A 19,165-nucleotide genomic window follows, 5' to 3' on the forward strand; every position below is an offset into this window, starting at 1 on the left:
GCAAACATGATCCGCCCAATGAATCGATAAGCCGATTCACGATATAGTCGTCTTCTTCGATCAGGAGAAGACTGGGCCTTATCGAACTATTCACAAAACAAGGAGGCTGTATAACGAGGACTTAGCACCGTGATGCTGGCACAGATATTGCTCTGTTTTTACCAGACAACTGCCCACGGGCCCTATAACCAATCAGGCACTTTGCGATACACTGTACCCACGCGAGAAAATCGACAGGAAGCGAGACTTGGGCTGCCAGGCGCTTTTGGGTTCGGCGCGGTCCAGATCGGCCACCATCCGCTCGTCGGTTTGGGGAACCGTCCGGCGCAGGAGTGCATTGAGTTTGGCCTTCACTTCGAGTGGGTTGAACGGCTTGGAGATAAAACTGTCAACGCCTTGTTCAAGACACTCAATTCGGGTGTCGCTGGAGGTAGCACTGGAAAGTATAACAATTGGGGTATGAGCAATGAGTTTGCTCATCCGAATCAGCTTCGTGATTTCGAGACCGCTGAAAAATGGAAGATTCAACTCGGTAAGCACACAATCGTACCGATTTCCTTGGATTAGTAGCCGAGCCGCGTCCTGACCTGTGTTAACAACGGTTATCTCAAAGTCCTTTTCAAGCGTTTGCGTGAGAATACCAGCTACATAGGTACTTTCATCTACTATGAGTAGTTGGAACTTCGGTTTCATTGTATGGATTTTTTAAAGATGGGTTAGATCTGTCCATTTAGACTATTTTATATATACCGAGTAACTCATCTTTAGATCACAATTTGCCGCATTTCGAACAAGTGGTCCTATTGATAGTATTTTTTCTATAAGTCGCTATATATTTCTACACATCAGTACCTTTAAGTAGCTTTAAAAGACACATAATTAATTTGTTCTTAATGTAATTCCGCCCCCCAAAGGAGACAAAATTTATGACTATACCAAGATCCTTTTGCAATCAAAACAAATAACCCTAGGGTATATTCTCCTTTATTTGACCCTGGTTACTAAGTAAAAAAGCCGGGTTTTTACCCGGCCTTCACAGCATTTTATAAGCCAATAAATTGAGTATTAGCTAACAGTAGCTCCGTTCCAAACATCCTTGCTGGGCGGCAACATGGCCAGGGCTCCGTCGCGGTCCTCAGCCATCAGAATCATACCCTGCGACTCCAGCCCCATCATCTTGCGCGGGGCCAGATTGGCCAGAAACGTCACCTGCTTCCCGATCAGGTCCTCGGGCGCGAAGTGCTTGGCAATACCGCTCAGAATCTGGCGGCCGCCCATCCCGTCATCAACCCGTAGTTTCAGCAACTTATCACTTTTAGGCACTCGCTCAGCTTCCGTAATGGTACCGATCCGAATGTCCATTTTGGCAAAATCGTCGTAGGTGATCTCACCTTTGAGGGTGGGTACCTCTTTAGTGGCTAACTCGTTCATGCGTTTCGCGTCGTGTAATTTTTGAATCTGTCGATTAATCACATCATCTTCCAGCTTTTCAAACAGAAGACTGCTTTGGCCCAGCGTATGCCCTTCGGTGAGCAGGTCGGCTTTTCCGGCATTGAGCCAGGTCAGAATATCCTTGTCCAGCACCTCGGCATTCAGTTGCTGCCGGAGCTTGCGGGCCGTAAACGGCAGAAAGGGCTCACACAAAATGCTCAGGTTGGCCGTAATCTGCAACGCAATATGCAGAATGGTCTGGGCGCGGTTCACATCGGTTTTAACCACCTTCCAGGGCTCGGTTTCGGCCAGGTACTTATTGCCAAGCCGCGCCAGGTCCATAAGGTGCATGAGGGCCTCCCGGAAACGATACTGCCCAATGGCCTGCCCAATGCGGTCGGGGTACTGCGCCAGTTCGTTCAGCACCACGTGGTCGTACTCGGTCAGGTCGGCGAGGGTGGGCACGCGGTTATCGCAGAATTTCTGCGTCAGCACGAAAGCCCGATTTACAAAGTTTCCGAATATCCCAACCAGCTCGGCGTTATTGCGGGTCTGGAAGTCCTTCCACGTAAACTCAGAGTCTTTGGTTTCGGGGGCATTGGCCGCCAGCACGTACCGGAGCACATCTTCTTTATTGGGCATTTCGTCCAGATACTCGTGCAGCCAGACGGCCCAGTTGCGCGAGGTACTGATTTTGTCGCCCTCCAGATTCATAAATTCGTTGGCGGGTACATTGTCGGCCAGAATATAGCTACCCTCGTGCATCAGCATCGCCGGGAAAATGATGCAGTGAAACACGATATTGTCTTTGCCAATAAAGTGCACCAGCTTGGTATGCTCGTCGCGCCAGTACAGTTCCCAGTCGCGGCCCTGCTCGGCAGCCCACTCTTTGGTCATCGAAATGTAGCCAATAGGCGCATCGAACCATACGTAAAGCACCTTACCGTCGGTGTCGGGCAGGGGCACGCTGATGCCCCAGTCGAGGTCGCGGGTCATAGCGCGGGGACGCAGGCCTTCTTTGAGCCACGACTGGCATTGCCCAAACACGTTGGTTTTCCACTCCGGGTGGCTGTTTACGTATTCTTCGATCCGGGGCTGCATCCGGTCGAGGGGCAGGTACCAGTTTTTGGTCGATTTCAGCACCGGTTTTGCCCCCGACAGCATCGACCGCAGCGGCTCTTTCAGCTCGGTAGGGCTGAGGGTCGAACCGCAGCGTTCGCACTGATCGCCGTACGCATTTTCGTTACCGCATACCGGGCACACGCCCACAATGTAGCGGTCGGCCAGAAACTGCTTAGCGGTTTCGTCGTAATACTGTTCGGTGACCTCCTCCGTGAAATTACTGCCCTCATACAGGTTCAGGAAGATCTCCTGCGAGGTTTCGTGGTGAATCTTGTTGGAAGTCCGGGAATAGATGTCGAACGAGATCCCGAAATCTTCAAACGATTTTTTGATTTGGGTATAGTACTTATCCACCACCTGCTGCGGGGTGATCCCCTCTTTCTGCGCCCGGATCGTGATCGGCACCCCATGTTCGTCGGTACCACTGATAAAGGCCACATCTTTGCCCGTTGCCCGAAGGTAACGCACGTAGATATCGGCCGGAAGGTAGCAACCGGCAAGGTGCCCGATATGAATAGGGCCGTTAGCGTAGATAAGGGCTGCCGTTACGGTATATCGCTGCGGATTTTCTAACATGATTGGAGATTGAGTGCCTGGTGCACCCGGACAGACGGCCTTGCGGTGCCATCCATACCGGCTCCTGGCAACTAATTTCTGCAAAATTAGCAATTCGGCACCGAGGATTGTTAAGTTTACCAAAACAGGGTCGAATCGCTATGGAATATACCCACTGGGACCTTAATATGTTCCCGGTTGGTTATGTGGTCACCGGACGGTGGCGTTTTGAGTACCCCTTTCATAGCTCCGGCCACTTTTTGCATGGATTCACCGATACCCCCTAAAACCGTATTCATAACCGGTGCTACCGGCTTTATAGGGTCACATATAACCCGGCGCTACCTGGCAGCCGGCTACCGGGTCGAAGCACTCACCCGCTCGGTGGGGCACACGGGCTTACTCGCCGATGTGGCCGATCAGATTCGCTGGCACGAGGGCGATGTCCTCGATATTCCTTCGCTCGAAGCCGCCCTGCATGCCAAACGCGACACCCCCACCCTCGACGTGATTCACGCGGCCGCCCTGGTTTCGTTTATTCCGAAAGACCGGGCGCGTATGGATCAGGTCAATGTGGAGGGCACCGCCAACGTGGTCAATGTATGCCTGAAAGCGGATGTTCGGAAGCTGGGCTACCTGAGTTCGGTAGCCGCCCTGGGCCGCCCGGCGAGCAAAACCCGCACCACCGAGCCGATCGGGATTGATGAGAGCCAGAAATGGGAAGAGTCGCCTAATAACTCGGCCTACGCCAAGAGCAAGTACCGGGCCGAGCTGGAAGTATGGCGGGGCGTAGCCGAGGGGCTCCCCACCGTGATGGTGAACCCGAGTATTGTGCTGGGCGAGGGCGACTGGAACCGGAGCAGCGTACAGCTTTTCAAATACGTCAACGACGAAAAACCGTTTTATCCGGCCGGATTGGTCAACTATGTCGACGTACTCGACGTAGCTGAAGCCCTTTTCCAGCTCATGGAGGCCGATTCGCTCACCGAAGACCGGTTTATTCTGAACGCGGGCACGATTCCCTACCGCGAATTGTTAGAACAGATGGCGGCAGCCCTCAACAAACGCCCACCCCGGATTCGCATAGCGCCTGTACTGACGCAGTTGCTCTGGCCGCTGGAAAGTATCCGCGCCCGACTGACGGGCAAAGCCCCGCTCATCACCCGCGAAACAGCACGGTCGGCCAGTTCGTGGTATGCGTTTGATGGACAGAAAATCACCCAGACAATTGATTTTCAATACCGCCCTCTTTCAGAAACCCTGACACGCGCGGCCCGAGCTTTCACCGGGCTGTAATTTTTTAATTCCGGGCGTTGCAGATTCTGATTTTGTACTTATATTTCTTACAGTTTGGGATAGCTCGCGCTTCTGGTGCGGCCCCTATCCCCTGAACATAACCCATTGAGGACTCAACATGGAGCAAGAGTTTGAAGAAAGAGAAGGTGATATAAATGATTCTCTCCGGCGGTTTGAGGCCATGCTGGTTAAGCAGGAGCGTCAATTTTTTGACCTTGACGTCTATGAGCGATTCGTTGAGCACTACCTGGGTGAGGGCGACCTCGAAAAAGCGTTCCAAGCCGCCGAAGCCGGCCTCGAAAACTTCCCCTACGCCCTGGAGCTGATGCTCGACAAGGCGCAGATTCTGGCCAATTTCAGCCGATTTGATGAGTCGCTCGAACTGCTCGAACGGGCGGGGCTCTTTAACCCCGGCGACCTCGACGTGCAGTACATGCAGGGAACGGTACTGAACATGGCCGGGCGGTTTGAGGAATCGGTGCAGGTGTTGGAAGACATGCTCGACAACACCGACGACAAAGACGATATCTATTTCCAGATTGGTCAGAGCTATCAGAACTGGGGCAAATACGACGAAGCCATCAACTGCTACAAAAAGGCCATTGACCTCAACATGGCCAACGAGAACGCACTGTACGAGCTGTCGTTTTGCTTCGACGTAACGGGTGAGCTTGAGGCCAGCCTGCCGTACTACAAAGGTCTAATCGACAAAGACCCGTATTCGTACCATGCGTGGTACAATCTGGGCATTACGTATAGCAAGCTGACCCGGTTTGAGGAAGCCGCCGAAGCGTACGAGTACGCAACGATCATTAAGGACGATTTTGCCTCGGCGCACTTCAATCTGGGGAATACGTACATGAACCTGGGGCAGTTTGAAAAGGCCGAAGGTTGCTACCGGACTACCCTGCTGCACGAAGAACCAACCGCTGATACCTACTGCCACCTGGGGGCCAGTCTGGAAAAGCAGGATCGCCTGCCCGAAGCCATTCGGGAGTACCGCGAGGCTGTTCGGCTCGATAACATGTGGGACGAAGCCTGGTACGGTATCGGGGTTTGTTTGAGCGAATCGGGCAAGTGGTACGAAGCCCTTCCCTTTCTGCAAAAAGCCATCAAGCTCAACGACAACAACGCCGAGTATTACCTTGCGCTGGCCGAAACGGAGTATAAAATCGGCAATGTGGTATCAAGCGTAGAAGCCTTCGAAAAGGCGGCCTCGGTCGACCCGTCGAACCCCGATGTGTACCTGGTCTGGTCGCTGGTGCCGTTTGATCAGGGCAACTTCGACAAAGCCAACGACATTATTCAGCTGGGCCTGGAGGAGTTACCCAAAGAAGCTGACTTGTACTACCGCTCAGCAGTATATCTGATCCATGCAGGCATGTACCGCGAAGCCCTGATACAGCTCGAAGCGGCCCTTACCCTCGACTACAACGGCCATCTGCAACTCTTTGAGTTTTTCCCGGAGCTGGAAAAGCAAAAAGCTCTGTACAAAATCATTCAGCAATATAAAGCTGAATAACAGAGTAATACCGGTACTCCGCGCAAAAAGTAAGTGGTGAGTAATTTTTAAAAGCATAACCCGATTCAAACCGTATGGGCTGAATCGGGTTATTTATTTTACGGCATATGTCTGCATCTACGTAGACATTTCGTCGTGATCAGTAAAGTTTTCAAAATTTAATTTTGTCAACCAACTAACCTATGCGCAAGTTCTATACAATGAAGCGGCTCACTTTAACCGCTTCGCTACTGCTATTGACAGTGGCAACCTCATTTGCCCAGCGAATTAGCGGGCGCGTCACCGATGCCCGCACCAAAGAGGCCCTGGCTGGTGTCACGGTGCTGGCTACCGGTACCACACAGGGTGCCACTACCGACGGAAGCGGTTCTTACTCGTTACCCCTGAAAGCAGCCGGTACCTATACGATTCGGTTTAGCGCGATCGGCTCCGAAACCCGTGAATCAAAAGTAACGGTAGGCGCTGGTGAGTCGGTCGTGTTGAACGTCGAACTAACCGAGTCAAATGCAAGCCTCAGCGAAGTAGTGGTGGTGGGCTCGCGCTCAACGCAGGTACGCACGAGCGTTGAAACCGTTGCCCCGGTCGATGTGATCCAATCGCGCGACCTGGCCGCCACCGGGCAGGTTGAACCAACCCAGCAGCTGAACTTTGTGGCGCCTTCATTCAATTCGTCGCGTCAGACCGTAGCCGACGGAACCGACCACATCGACCCTGCCACCATTCGCGGCCTTGGCCCCGATCAGGTGCTGGTGCTACTCAACGGCAAGCGTCGGCACAATCAGGCACTGGTCAACGTCAACGGAACCATCGGGCGCGGCTCGGTGGGCACTGACCTGAACGCCTTACCAGCCACTGCGCTGGAACGCGTTGAAGTGTTGCGCGACGGAGCGGCATCGCAGTACGGGTCCGACGCAATTGCGGGGGTTATCAACCTTCGGCTAAAAGAAAAAATCGGCACCTCGGTCAATGCGCAATTTGGCCAGCAGTATGCCGGCGACGGCCGGGTGTTGCTGCTGGGCGTGAACCACGGTTTCCGGCTGGGGAAAGAAGGGGTATTGAGCGTAACGGTTGAGGGTCGCAGCCGCGAAGCCACCAATCGTGCTGGTACCTACACCGGCCCGGTGTATTTCAACTGGGTCAGCAATGGCGCGGTAAACCAGACCTTGCGGGCGCAAGACGAAGCCCGCATTGCGCAACGGGGCTTCAGCCGGGAAAACAACATGCAGATTGGTAATTCGGCCGTCGACAACGTTGCTACGTTTATCAATATGCGGCTTCCGCTCAGCAAAACCGCCACCTTCTACGCCAACGGCGGCTATAACTATCGGCGCGGCATTGCTGCGGGCTTCTACCGTTACCCGTTTCAGAATACGCAGATCGACACAACGATATACCGGAATGGCTATCTGCCGCAAATTCAGTCGACTATCCAGGATTATTCGGGCACGGCCGGTTTGAGCGGCAAGAGCGAATCGGGCTGGAACTGGGATGTCAGTGCGGTGTATGGTGGTAACCAATTCCGGTTCGACGTAAAAAACTCCCTGAACGCTTCGCTGGCGCGGGCCACTACCCGCCCCGACCGGACACAGTCGGAGTTTTACGCCGGTACACTCCGGTTCAATCAGCTCACGACCGATGCAGGGGTATCGCGTGATTTTGGCAGTCAGCTGGGCCTGAACTCGTTCAACGTAGCGGGTGGCCTCTCGTACCGGGTAGACAACTACCAGATTTCGGCTGGCGAAGAAACCTCGTGGCAGAGCTACAACCAGGCTCCACCGGCTACTCAGTTTGCCGCCGGGGCGCAGGTGTTCCCGGGTTTCCGGCCCACCAATGCCGTTAATGCCACCCGGAATGTATTTGCAGCCTATGTCGATGTGGAAAGCGACATTACCAGCCGGTTATTGCTGAACGCGGCTACCCGGTTTGAAAATTACTCTGACTTTGGGGGCAACGTAGCCTGGAAGGTAGCCGGTCGCTACAAAATTGTGGACGAAATCCTGTCGATTCGGGGAAGTATCTCAACCGGTTTCAGGGCCCCCTCTATGCATCAGCGGCTGTTCAGCGCGGTATCAACACAGTTTGTCAACGTAGGCGGCACACTCACCCCCTTACAGGTGGGCACCTTCCGCAACGGCGAGGCAATCGCCAACGCCTTCGGCATCCCTCAGCTAAAGGCCGAACGATCGTTGAATTACGCCCTTGGGCTTACGTCGCGGCCGGTTTCGAACCTGAGCATCACGGTGGATGCTTACCAGATTGATATTACCGACCGGATTGTGTTGACCGGACAATTTCAGCGGGGCACAAGCACCTCTGGACAAGTAGTGACTGGTATTCTCGACGGAGCCGGGGCCCGCGATGTAAACGCAGCGGCTTTCTTTACCAATGCCATCAACACCCGCACTCGCGGCCTGGATGTAGTAGTCTCGACCAGCCCCAGAATCAACACGGGCAAGCTGGACCTGACGCTGGCGGCTAACTTCAACCGCACCGACATTACCGAACTACGCGGTACAGAACGTATTCCGAACGACAACACCTTCGGAAACGTACTGTTTAACCGGCAGCAGCGGGGTTTCATTGAATTAGCCAATCCACGCAGCAAAATAACCCTTGGGGCTAACTACACGATCAATAAACTGCGCTTTAATGTCCGGGCTACCCGGTTTGGCGAAGTGGGCGTTCGTGACCCGTCGAACGCAGCCCTCGACGAGACGTACAGCCCCAAAATTGTGACTGACATCAACATTGGCTATGCGCTAACCAAAGCCATTACCATTGCGGTTGGTGCCAACAATGCGTTGGATGTGTACCCCGACAAGATTAAGAATACGCAGGCTTTTGTGACACCACCGCTCGACAATACGTCTTTTGGCCGGTTTGTGTACAGCCGTAACGCCACCCAATTTGGATTCAACGGGGGCTATTACTTTGTAAACCTGACGGCTAACTTTTAAGACACGTTGTTAACTACAGGCTAACGCGTAACAGCTCATAACTAATGCCAACCGAAACGGGTTAACTCTTGTAGTTAGCCCGTTTTTTTATGGATTTGCTTCGCCTTGCCCTCGACTGGACACCCAATACCAATCATACTGGATTTTATGTGGCATCGGCCCTCGGCTATTACCGGGATGCCAACCTCACGGTGGAAATTACCTCGCCCGATGTGGATAAGTACAAACAGACACCCGCCCGTCGGCTGGCAAAAGGCGAGGTCGACCTGGCCGTGGTCCCCTCGGAGAGTGTCATCAGTTTCCACACCACTACGCCCAACGTGCCGCTGGTAGCCGTAGCGGCCATGCTGGCCCGCGATGCCAGCGCGATTGTGACGCTCCAGCAAAGCGGCCTCGAACGCCCGGCTCAACTCGACGGAAAGGTGTACGGCTCGTACGGGGCCCGGTTTGAGGACGATATTGTCCGGCAAATGATTCGCAACGATGGCGGCCGGGGCGTAATTGCTACCCACAAGCCAACCCGGCTCAATTTATGGCAGGCCCTGCTCACCAACGAGATCGACGCTACCTGGATTTTTCTGCCGTGGGAGGGGGTAGAAGCTACCCTGAACGATGTGCAGCTCAACCGGTTTCTGCTCGACGACTACGAAATTCCGTACGGCTACAGCCCCCTGCTGGCTACCCGGCAGGATCTGATCGACCAGAAGACTGATGTGCTCCAACGGTTTGTGGAAGCAACGGCGGCTGGCTTTCGGTTTGCCGTCGAAAAGCCCGACGAAGCCGCGCACCTGCTCTGCAAAACCAGTGGGCACCCCACCCTGGCCGACGAAGGGTTTGTGGAACTGAGCCAGCAGACAGCCTCAGGTTATTACCTCGACACGGCGGGGCAGTGGGGCGTTATGCGCCGGGAGGTTTGGGTTCAGTTTGTCAACTACCTCATCCGGCACCGCCTAATTGTGAACCGCGATGGGGAGATCGTGATGAACCTCGACATCAACAAGCTTTTCACCAACCAGTTTGTCGAGTCGCTACCCGCCGTCCGAACAGTTTAGCAAACAAAGCCGGACTACCGGTGTTTTTTCTCAAATAGTAACTCAACGAATATGGAAAGTCAACCAAACCTTCAGGGCAAGAAAGTAGCCGCCCTGTTTACCGAAGGATTCGAACAAATCGAATTCACCGACCCCAAAAATGCGCTCGAAGCCGCCGGGGCTATTGTTCATGTGATTTCGCCCAAAGGGGGTGAAGTGAAAGGCTGGGACGATACCGACTGGGGCGATACCTTCGATTCGGACCTCCCCCTCGAATCGGCCAACCCCGACGACTATGATGCCCTGCTATTACCGGGCGGGGTGCTGAACCCCGATAAACTCCGGCTCGAGCCCGAAGCCGTGTCGTTTGTAACGTCGTTTTTCGATAATCAAAAACCAGTGGCGGCTATTTGCCACGCGCCTATACTCCTGATTGAAGCCGATGTGGTACAGGGCAAAACCATGACTTCGTACCCATCTATTCAGACCGACCTGCGCAATGCCGGGGCCAATTGGGTTGATCAGACGGTCGTACGCGACGGGAATCTGGTCACGAGCCGCAACCCCGACGATATTCCGGCCTTCAACCGGGAAATGATTCAGTTATTTGCCGAGGGCGTTACCGCCTGAACCCGATAAATCGAAGACGCCCGACTGATTACCAGTCGGGCGTCTTCGATTTGTTTATTTTTTCACTTCATTCAACTCGAATAAGTACCCATCGGGGTCAGGAAAATAGATCTGTACGACGCCATCAAACCGAACCTGTTTGTGGTAGGTAATGGCCCGCTGTTTCAGGAAAGCCTCCGACTGCGCAATGTCGGTCACAAACAACGCAATGTGGCTTCCGTTTTTGTCGTGGGTAAACTCCGTATTCCGCCCGGCCAGTAAATGAATCTGCTGCCCCTCACCCACATCGAACCACGAGCGAATGGCTTTCAGGTTGTCGGGGACCGGAATAGACTTGAGCCCGAGTACTTCTTTGTAAAATTGCGTACTGGCCTGTATATCTTTCACGTGCAGGGCCAGATGATTGTGCCGAACAACCCCCAGACTTTGCTGCCCAAATACGGCCTGCGCAAAAAACACCTGAGCACACAAAAAGAGACTACATACAATCGTTTTCATGACCACTTGATTGGCTTAATTTTCCCTTCAAGAAACAAATACGGGGTTGGTTCTACTATCAGCGATTCAAATTTGGCCGAAACGACCCTGCCACCCCTCCGCTATCCTGCTGTACTGAAAGTTGCCCGCACGGATTGTTTATATGCGGCAATTTGGTAGACACTGTCGGTTCGGGTAACCAGCGACGGGCGTGAATATCACCACCAGAAGGTTTGCAGATCTTACAGAATGGCACTAAATTTGTAATCTGCATTGTAAAACCGTGAAGCATCAGCGCATTATATTGGTCCGTTCGGTTAGCCTGTTACTGGTTAGCTTGCTGCTGTTCCTGGCTGGTTGGGGTCATTCCTCAATGGGTCACGAAATAGCAGGAAAAGCGCCCGTACAGAAAACCGAAGCCGCTCAGAAAGCAGGCAAGACCGATGCGCCCGCCGAAACGCAGATTAGTACGGCCGCGTTTGAAGCCGTTGTTACCCCGGCTACTTCTTTCGATTTTGAACAGCCGTTCTGGTTGTTGCCCCCGCCGATCATGGCGGTTTTGCTGATGCTGGCAGCCGGTACAGTTCGGCTGCTGCTCACCGAGCCTTATTTTTATTTCGCTTATTTCCGGCACGTATTCGGCCATTTTATTGCCCCCAATGCCCCGTAGTCGGGCCCACTCGTGACCCAACACACACGTTTATTCTCCGTGTCGGGCTGTCACATTCCATTCTTCAGTAACAATCCATTTTCCAATCGGAATCAGTACCATTCGTTCCGCTCCGTGGCTAGCCCCAAATGCGTGCGTTGAGCGACTCGCTGCGTTCCTCCAATTAGTGTCTTCTGTAGAAAGACCATGCAAAACAAAACCGGAATACTTATCCTGACGGGTGTCATTGCGCTGCTGAGCGTTTACTACCTGTCGTTTACCTTCGTCTCGCGTAGCATTAAAGAAGACGCGACGGCCTTCGCCACTACTAAGTCAGGCGATATTGATCTCAGAAAGAAACAGCGGTATCTCGATTCGCTCTGGAAAGAGCCCGTTTATCTGGGCAACACGCTTCAGGAAGTGACCGAGCGCGAACTCGGCCTGGGTCTTGACCTCCAGGGCGGTATGCACGTAGTACTCGAAGTAACACCAGCCGACATTTTGCGCGGTTTGGCTGGCAATACCCGCGACCCCAAGTTCAACGAGGCCATCAAGAAAGCACAGGAAGCGCAGAAATCGAGCCGCGCCAGCTTTGTTGATCTGTTCGTTGACGCCTACAAAGAGGTGTCGCCGGGCAACAAACTGGCCAGCCTGTTTGCGACCAGTGCCAACCGGGGTAAACTGAGCTATCAGTCGACCGACACCGAGGTACGCCGGGTACTGAATGAGGAAGTTGAAGGCGCTATTGGCCGGGCTTTCCAGATTATTCAGGCTCGTGTCGACAAGTTCGGGGTATCAAACGCCAACGTACAGCGCCTGCCGGGTACGGGTCGGGTACTTATCGAGTTGCCGGGTGCCGACAACCCCGAGCGTATCCGCCGACTGTTGACTGGTGCGGCCAAGCTTGAGTTCTGCGAGGTGTACCAACTGGGCGAAATCTCGGCCGGTATCGAAGGTCTGGGCGCTTACCTGCTTCGTGAAGAAGCTGCTCGCAAAGCCGCACAGACGGCTGCTCCCGCGTCGGGCACAGCCGCCAAAGGTGATTTGGCTTCTCAGCTGGCCAGTGGTGCTAAAGGTGACTCAACCAAAGCCGACTCAGCCGCTACCGGTTCAGCCCTGACTCAATTATTTGTCCCTGTATCGCAAAATCAACTGGGTGTTTACCTGAAGGATACGGCTCGTGCCAATGCCGTTCTGAACAACCCCGAAGTGCGGGCTCTGTTCCCGGCTGATATGGTGTACTCATGGGATCGGAAAGGCTTCACCACCACCGACAACCGTGAGATTCTGCCGATTTACTTCCTGAAGAAACCCGGTGGTCAGGCTCCACTCGAAGGCGATGTGATTACCGATGCCGCCAATGATTACGATGAAGCTGGCCGCCCTGAGGTGACCATGAACATGAACGCAACGGGCGCCCGTAAGTGGGCCGCCCTGACGGGTGCCAACGTAGGCCGGCCCGTAGCCATCCTGCTCGACAATCAGGTGTACACGGCCCCCAACGTACAAAACGAAATCACGGGTGGTCGCTCAAGCATCACGGGTCAGTTTACGGTTGAAGAAACCAAAGACATGGCCAACGTACTGAAGGCCGGTAAACTGCCTGCCCCCACAACCATTGTAGAAGAAAGCATCGTGGGTTCTACGCTCGGTTCGGAGGCTATCAGCGCCGGTATCATTTCGTCGTTGGTGGGCTTGCTCATCGTACTGGCCTTTGTAGTAATCTACTACGGTAGCGCCGGTGTAATTGCCGACATCGCCCTGATTATAAACATGTTCTTCCTGCTGGGCGTTATGGCTGCCGTACCTGGCACCGTACTGACTATGCCCGGTATTGCCGGTATTGTACTGACGATCGGTATGTCGGTGGATGCGAACGTACTGATTTTTGAGCGGATCAAAGAAGAACTGGCACTGGGCAAGCCGTTTAAGCAAGCCATTTCCGACGGTTTCCGGAACGCGTACTCGTCTATCTTCGACTCGAACATTACCACCCTGCTTACTGGTTTTATCCTGCTGCTGTTTGGTACGGGTCTGATTCGTGGCTTCGCCGTAACGCTGGTGATCGGTATTTTCACGTCATTGTTTGCGGCTATCCTGATCACACGCCTGATTCTGGATTCGTACACCGAGAGCGGCAAAACGCTGGCCTTTTCGGTAGGCTGGACCAAAAACCTCTTCAAGGATTCGAACTTCGATTTCGTTTCACACCGTCGCATCTACTACATCATCTCGTCGACGATCATCGCACTGGGTATTGTTTCGGTATTGTGGAAAGGCTTCGGCTTAGGTGTTGACTTCAAAGGCGGTCGTTCGTACGTGGTTCGGTTTGAGCAGCCTATTGCCACAACCGATGTACGCGATGCCCTGGAAGCTCCGCTGGGTGGTGCCCCTGAGGTGAAAACCTACGGTGGTACGGGGGTTAACTCCGATCAGGTGAAGATTACGACCAGCTACATGATCGATAACGACTCGCCCGATTCAGATAAGCAGGTAGAAGCTGCCGTAAATAATGGTCTGGCCAAAATCAGCGGTAACAAAGCAAGCATCGAAAGCTCGCAGAAGGTAGGTCCTACCATTGCCAACGACCTGATTGTGTCGGCCTTCTGGTCGATTTTGCTGGCCGTAGCCGTGGTATTCACCTACATCCTGATTCGATTCAAGAAGCTGGCTTTCGGTTACGGTGCATTGGTGGCTCTGTTCCACGACGTCCTGATCATCCTGGCTATCTTCTCTATCTTCAACGGTATCCTGCCGTTCTCCCTCGATATTGATCAGGCCTTTATCGGTGCCCTGCTCACTATCATGGGTTACTCAATGAACGATACCGTTGTGGTATTCGACCGGGTACGCGAGTACCTGAACGAAAGCAAGGGTAAGAAAGAAAGTATCGCGACGATTATCAACAACGCCCTCAACAGCACCCTGAGCCGCACGGCCGTTACGGGTCTGTCGACGATGCTGGTACTGGTGGTGCTCTTCCTGTTTGGTGGTGCTACCATCCGGGGCTTCTCGTTCGCTATGTTGATCGGGGTCATTGTGGGTACCTACTCATCGCTGTTCGTAGCTACCCCGATTGTGGTTGACACCCTGAGCAAAGATCAGGACAAGCCAACCACGCCTACCACTGCCCGGATTGACACGGTTCCGGCCGACTTTACGGACAACGTGGAGACGCCCGAAGAGTTTTCGGCAACGGCGGCTAAGAAAGAGAAGAAGGCAAAAACGCCCCTGATCCGTCCGTCGCAGTCATAAATTGTGAATTCCGAAAAAGCCGGGTGGTTTGTGCATCATCCGGCTTTTTTTGTCTTGCTGAATATTTCGCTATCTTGTTTGCTCGTTGTAGCAGCACAAAATTTCCTGAAACACTAATTCATCACAATAATCTTTCCTCTACATGGAAACAAAGATTAAACAGGTAGATACCAGCGTATGGCGTAAAAAACCCTTGGCTGCTTACGAGGCCGACATGAAAAAGAGCGAGCTCAAGCGAGTTTTGAGTCGTTGGGGCCTTACGTCGCTCGGTATTGGCGCTGTAATTGGAGGGGGTATCTTCGTTCTGACGGGTATTGCTGCTCACGACTGGGCCGGTCCGGCACTGGCTGTAGCGTTCATCATTGCAGGGATTGCCTGTACGTTTGCCGCACTTTGCTACGCTGAATTTGCTTCCATTTTACCGGTAGAAGGCTCAGCCTACGCGTACTCATACGGTACCGTGGGTGAAATCTTCGCCTGGTTTATCGGTTGGAACCTCATTCTCGAATACATGATGGGTGCCACAACAGTAGCCGTAAGCTGGTCGGGGTATTTCGAAAAACTGCTTCACCTCTTCGGTATTGACCCTCCGCTCTGGCTTATGAACGATCCGGTAACGGCTCAGGAAAAAGCCGAGAAACTGCGTGCGGCTGGCGAAGTCATTCCTGATTTTACGTTTGCCGTAAACCTGCCGGCCTTCCTGATTGTATGGGTAGTTACCTACATTCTGGTGAAAGGTATCAAAGAAGCTGCCAGCACCAACAACTTGATTGTGATTGTGAAAGTGGCTACGGTAATCTTTGTTATCATTGCCGGGGCTTTCTTTGTCGATGTATCGAACTGGACGCCGTTTATTCCTGATCCAGTTGTAGACGATTCTGGCCAAACCCATTATGGCTTTGATGGGATCGTGACAGCCGCTGGTATTGTGTTCTTCGCCTACATCGGTTTCGATGCTGTGTCGACCCAGGCTGGCGAGGCCATCAACCCGCGCAAAGACGTTCCGTTTGCGATTATTGCCTCTCTGCTGATCTGTACGTTGTTGTACATTCTTGTCTCGCTCGTGCTGACGGGTATGGTCAACTATAAGGATCTGGACCTGAAAGCACCGGTTGCGCAGGCTTTTGCCGACGCTGGTCTGACCTGGGCGGTTTACCTGATCACGATTGCGGCCATTGCCGGTCTTACTTCGGTAATGCTCGTGATGATGCTCGGACAGACTCGTATCTTCCTCGGCATGGCCAAAGATGGTCTGTTGCCCAAAAACCTGTTTGCTTCCATCCACCCCACCTTCAAGACACCCTGGAAGAGTACCATCTTCGTAGGTGCCATTGTTTCGATAGTAGCGGCCCTGACGCCTATCGACAAGGTTTCGGAGTTGTGTAGCTCAGGCACGCTGCTCGCGTTTGCTATGATTTGCGCGGCTGTATGGATCCTTCGGGTGCGTGAGCCAAACCTGGAGCGCCCCTACCGGACCCCCGCCCTGCCAGTTATTGCTACGCTTGGTATTCTGGCTAACCTGTACCTGATGTACAATCTCCGGACCGATACAAAAATCACGTTTGTGATTTGGGGAACGCTCGGCTTAATCGTGTATTTCCTCTACGGACGCCGTCACAGTAACCTCAACAACCCTTCTGAGTAAGATTGTTGCAGTTTTGTTAAACAGAAAAAGCCGCCCAACATTAGTTAGGCGGCTTTTTCTGTTAGTTGCACTTGACAAGCCAAAAGTTTTGTTTAATTTTATGCCAAGGGAACTTAAACAAAGCCTGAGCGTTCATTTCCACAGTATGGGGTATGATTTCCACAGTTCCTCACTCCACACTGGTTGAGATTGACAAACTGGCATGAAAGAGCCCCCTTTTTAACCCCTTAATTTTGAGTCATTTACCCTTTTTACGAGTGATATTTTCTTTTTTGAAAAACTTTGGTTGCGTTTTTGTCTAAACAATCACAGACTCGGTTCAACAAATAACACACTGAACAGCCATGACAGCGCTCGAATTCACTCATCATATTGGCAAAGTATCGAAATCACTTCGTCCCTTCGCCCTGCGCCTGACAAAAGACGTTGAAGATGCCAATGATCTGTTGCAGGACACGTTATTGAAAGCATTTACCAATCGTGACAAGTACACCGACGGTACCAACCTGAAGGCGTGGCTTTACACGATCATGAAAAATACATTTATTACCAACTATCAGCGGATGGTTCGGAAGAATACCTTCATTGACACAACCGACAACCTGCATTACATCAACACGATGGACAGCAGCACGGACAATGGCGCGTACTCGACCTTCGCTCAGGAAGACATCAGCCGGGCTGTCAACAGCCTTGATGAAACCTACCGCACGCCGTTTATGATGCATTTCCGGGGCTTCAAATACCACGAAATTGCCGCTAAATTGGACATACCCATCGGTACGGTGAAGAATCGGATTCACATCGCCCGCAAGGAGCTGAAAGATAAATTGAAAGTTTATGCGTATTATGCTGCATAATCGTGTGACTTTTTACGAGGCCACTCGTATTATATCTTGATTGAGTAGTTTTTGGTTAAAAAAGAGGAAGGTTCCGAAAAGTTGGTTGTTTTGCGACCAACTTTTTTGGTTTTACACCAAACCAATACCCCTGAATTAGGTTACCTTTTTACGGCCTTCGCCATTTATTTTTTAGATTGGCCGGTACCTACCTAAAAACTGACTTAACCCGGCTCTCAGCCGGATCGTGCATATGCCTAAACGGGTAATTGTGATTGGGGCCGGTTTCGCCGGTCTGTCGGCGGCTACAAGTCTGGCCAATAAAGGATACGACGTCACAATTTTAGAAAAGAACGAAATGGCCGGCGGGCGAGCCCGGGTCTTTCAGGCGTCTGGATTTACGTTCGATATGGGCCCAAGCTGGTATTGGATGCCCGACATCTTCGAAACGTATTTTGCCCGATTCGGCAAAAAGCCTTCCGATTACTACAACCTGATCCGGTTAGACCCCTCCTACTCGGTTATTTTCGGCCCCAACGAAGCCGTTGACCTGCCCGCCGACATGGCCGGTCTGAAACGCCTGTTCGAATCTATTGAACCCGGCAGCGGAGCCCGATTGGAAGAATTTCTGCGGCAGGCCGCTTACAAATACGACGTTGGTATTCATAAGTTCGTTTGGAAGCCAAGCCGGTCGATTACCGAGTTTATGAGCCTGAAACTACTGTACGATGTAGCCCGGCTCGACGTGTTTCAGTCTTTCGCCAGCCACGCCCGTAAGTTTTTCAGCCACCCCCGTCTGTTGCAGCTGATCGAGTTCCCGATTCTTTTTCTGGGCGCGACTCCGCAGAATACACCGGCCATGTACAGTCTGATGAACTATGCCGAAATGGCTATGGGCACCTGGTACCCTATGGGCGGCATGCACGAGATTGTGAAAGGCATGGTAAGCCTGGCCGAAGAAAAAGGGGTCAAAATTTTATTAAATCAGAACGTACAGCAAATCGAGCTGGCCCCCGGTAGCCTGGCGGCCCGCCGAATCGTAACCGATAAAGGTGTTTTTGAAGCGGATGTAGTGGTAGCAGGTGCCGATTACAACCATGTAGAAACGAAACTCGTTGACCCACGCCTGCGCAACTACGACGACGCGTACTGGAAAAAGCGCGTTATGGCTCCTTCGTCGCTCTTGTTTTACCTCGGTGTAAACAAGCGTTTGCCCAAGCTTCAGCATCACAACCTGTTCTTCGACGAAGACTTTACCCTACACGCCGAAGAAATTTATACCAACCCACGCTGGCCCTCACGTCCGCTGTTTTATGCGTCGGCCCCGTCGAAAACCGACTCCAGCGTAGCTCCAGAAGGCTCCGAAAACCTGTTCCTGCTCATACCGGTTGCGCCCGACCTGACCGACGACGAGGCTACCCGCGAGAAATACTATCATCTCATTATGGAGCGCCTGGAAGCCTACGTTGGCGAGCCCATCCGCGAGCATGTCGTGTACAAGCGTAGCTACGCCCATAGTGATTTCAAGGCCGATTACAATGCGTTCCGGGGGAACGCCTACGGTTTGGCCAATACGTTGCTGCAAACGGCTTTTTTGAAACCCTCGCTAAAAAACAAAAAAGTCACCAACTTGTTCTATACGGGGCAACTGACGGTTCCGGGGCCGGGCGTTCCGCCGTCTCTGATCTCTGGCTTGGTCGTGGCTGATGAAGTTGCCAGAGAATTTGCGTAGATTACAGTTTCTCCATCCTCCCGT

At 52.8% G+C, this 19,165-nt stretch carries 13 protein-coding genes; 10 read left to right on the forward strand and 3 right to left on the reverse strand.

What is annotated here, in order from left to right; genetic code table 11:
* Nucleotides 1-192: 192 nt before the first annotated feature.
* Entirely contained in the window at nucleotides 193-693 is a 501-nt protein-coding gene (locus tag RUDLU_RS0111730; RefSeq protein WP_019988579.1) for a response regulator transcription factor, read from the reverse strand.
* A 372-nt stretch (nucleotides 694-1,065) separates the two neighbouring features.
* Nucleotides 1,066-3,129 (reverse strand): methionine--tRNA ligase, encoded by a 2,064-nt coding sequence (gene metG, locus RUDLU_RS0111735; protein WP_019988580.1) that lies wholly within the window; start codon nucleotides 3,127-3,129, stop codon nucleotides 1,066-1,068.
* Between the two features lie 243 nt (nucleotides 3,130-3,372).
* Between metG and RUDLU_RS0111740 the strand changes: the two genes are divergently transcribed.
* The 5 genes from RUDLU_RS0111740 to RUDLU_RS0111760 all read left to right on the forward strand — a co-directional run bounded on the left by RUDLU_RS0111740 (nucleotide 3,373) and on the right by RUDLU_RS0111760 (nucleotide 10,544).
* Entirely contained in the window at nucleotides 3,373-4,404 is a 1,032-nt protein-coding gene (locus RUDLU_RS0111740; protein WP_019988581.1) for an NAD-dependent epimerase/dehydratase family protein, read from the forward strand.
* A 118-nt stretch (nucleotides 4,405-4,522) separates the two neighbouring features.
* A complete protein-coding gene (locus RUDLU_RS0111745; RefSeq protein ID WP_019988582.1) occupies nucleotides 4,523-5,926 on the forward strand; it encodes a tetratricopeptide repeat protein in 1,404 nt (467 codons plus the stop codon).
* A gap of 182 nt (nucleotides 5,927-6,108) precedes the next feature.
* Nucleotides 6,109-8,883 (forward strand): TonB-dependent receptor, encoded by a 2,775-nt coding sequence (locus RUDLU_RS0111750; RefSeq protein WP_019988583.1) that lies wholly within the window; start codon nucleotides 6,109-6,111, stop codon nucleotides 8,881-8,883.
* 89 nt (nucleotides 8,884-8,972) lie between these two features.
* On the forward strand, nucleotides 8,973-9,935 hold the full coding sequence (locus tag RUDLU_RS0111755) for an ABC transporter substrate-binding protein (RefSeq protein ID WP_019988584.1): 963 nt from the start codon (nucleotides 8,973-8,975) through the stop codon (nucleotides 9,933-9,935).
* Between the two features lie 51 nt (nucleotides 9,936-9,986).
* Nucleotides 9,987-10,544: a type 1 glutamine amidotransferase domain-containing protein gene (locus RUDLU_RS0111760; protein ID WP_019988585.1), complete on the forward strand. Its 558-nt coding sequence runs from the start codon at nucleotides 9,987-9,989 to the stop codon at nucleotides 10,542-10,544.
* A 54-nt stretch (nucleotides 10,545-10,598) separates the two neighbouring features.
* Here the strand turns inward: RUDLU_RS0111760 and RUDLU_RS0111765 are convergent, their stop codons facing one another.
* Nucleotides 10,599-11,042 carry a VOC family protein gene (locus RUDLU_RS0111765; RefSeq protein WP_019988586.1) on the reverse strand — a complete coding sequence of 148 codons (444 nt, stop codon included), beginning with the start codon at nucleotides 11,040-11,042 and terminating at the stop codon, nucleotides 10,599-10,601.
* A gap of 262 nt (nucleotides 11,043-11,304) precedes the next feature.
* Between RUDLU_RS0111765 and RUDLU_RS0111770 the strand changes: the two genes are divergently transcribed.
* The 5 genes from RUDLU_RS0111770 to RUDLU_RS0111790 all read left to right on the forward strand — a co-directional run bounded on the left by RUDLU_RS0111770 (nucleotide 11,305) and on the right by RUDLU_RS0111790 (nucleotide 19,141).
* Nucleotides 11,305-11,691 (forward strand): hypothetical protein, encoded by a 387-nt coding sequence (locus RUDLU_RS0111770; protein WP_044129423.1) that lies wholly within the window; start codon nucleotides 11,305-11,307, stop codon nucleotides 11,689-11,691.
* 186 nt (nucleotides 11,692-11,877) lie between these two features.
* Nucleotides 11,878-14,925, forward strand: coding sequence for a protein translocase subunit SecDF (gene secDF, locus RUDLU_RS0111775; RefSeq protein ID WP_019988588.1), 3,048 nt, complete (start codon nucleotides 11,878-11,880; stop codon nucleotides 14,923-14,925).
* 142 nt (nucleotides 14,926-15,067) lie between these two features.
* Nucleotides 15,068-16,570: an APC family permease gene (locus RUDLU_RS0111780; protein ID WP_019988589.1), complete on the forward strand. Its 1,503-nt coding sequence runs from the start codon at nucleotides 15,068-15,070 to the stop codon at nucleotides 16,568-16,570.
* 344 nt (nucleotides 16,571-16,914) lie between these two features.
* Nucleotides 16,915-17,430, forward strand: coding sequence for an RNA polymerase sigma factor (locus RUDLU_RS0111785; RefSeq protein WP_019988590.1), 516 nt, complete (start codon nucleotides 16,915-16,917; stop codon nucleotides 17,428-17,430).
* A gap of 232 nt (nucleotides 17,431-17,662) precedes the next feature.
* Nucleotides 17,663-19,141, forward strand: a complete 1,479-nt coding sequence (locus RUDLU_RS0111790; RefSeq protein ID WP_019988591.1) for a phytoene desaturase family protein — start codon at nucleotides 17,663-17,665, stop codon at nucleotides 19,139-19,141.
* The last annotated feature ends 24 nt before the right edge of the window (nucleotides 19,142-19,165 follow it).

The organism is Rudanella lutea DSM 19387 (assembly GCF_000383955.1).
GTDB classification, from domain to species: Bacteria; Bacteroidota; Bacteroidia; order Cytophagales; family Spirosomataceae; genus Rudanella; species Rudanella lutea.

Bases quoted from the DNA above. Each gene is read 5' to 3' on its own strand.
- RUDLU_RS0111730 (WP_019988579.1), bottom strand. From the start codon at position 693: ATGAAACCGAAGTTCCAACTACTCATAGTAGATGAAAGTACCTATGTA.
- metG (WP_019988580.1), bottom strand. From the start codon at position 3,129: ATGTTAGAAAATCCGCAGCGATATACCGTAACGGCAGCCCTTATCTAC.
- RUDLU_RS0111740 (WP_019988581.1), top strand. From the start codon at position 3,373: ATGGATTCACCGATACCCCCTAAAACCGTATTCATAACCGGTGCTACC.
- RUDLU_RS0111745 (WP_019988582.1), top strand. From the start codon at position 4,523: ATGGAGCAAGAGTTTGAAGAAAGAGAAGGTGATATAAATGATTCTCTC.
- RUDLU_RS0111750 (WP_019988583.1), top strand. From the start codon at position 6,109: ATGCGCAAGTTCTATACAATGAAGCGGCTCACTTTAACCGCTTCGCTA.
- RUDLU_RS0111755 (WP_019988584.1), top strand. From the start codon at position 8,973: ATGGATTTGCTTCGCCTTGCCCTCGACTGGACACCCAATACCAATCAT.
- RUDLU_RS0111760 (WP_019988585.1), top strand. From the start codon at position 9,987: ATGGAAAGTCAACCAAACCTTCAGGGCAAGAAAGTAGCCGCCCTGTTT.
- RUDLU_RS0111765 (WP_019988586.1), bottom strand. From the start codon at position 11,042: ATGAAAACGATTGTATGTAGTCTCTTTTTGTGTGCTCAGGTGTTTTTT.
- secDF (WP_019988588.1), top strand. From the start codon at position 11,878: ATGCAAAACAAAACCGGAATACTTATCCTGACGGGTGTCATTGCGCTG.
- RUDLU_RS0111780 (WP_019988589.1), top strand. From the start codon at position 15,068: ATGGAAACAAAGATTAAACAGGTAGATACCAGCGTATGGCGTAAAAAA.
- RUDLU_RS0111785 (WP_019988590.1), top strand. From the start codon at position 16,915: ATGACAGCGCTCGAATTCACTCATCATATTGGCAAAGTATCGAAATCA.
- RUDLU_RS0111790 (WP_019988591.1), top strand. From the start codon at position 17,663: ATGCCTAAACGGGTAATTGTGATTGGGGCCGGTTTCGCCGGTCTGTCG.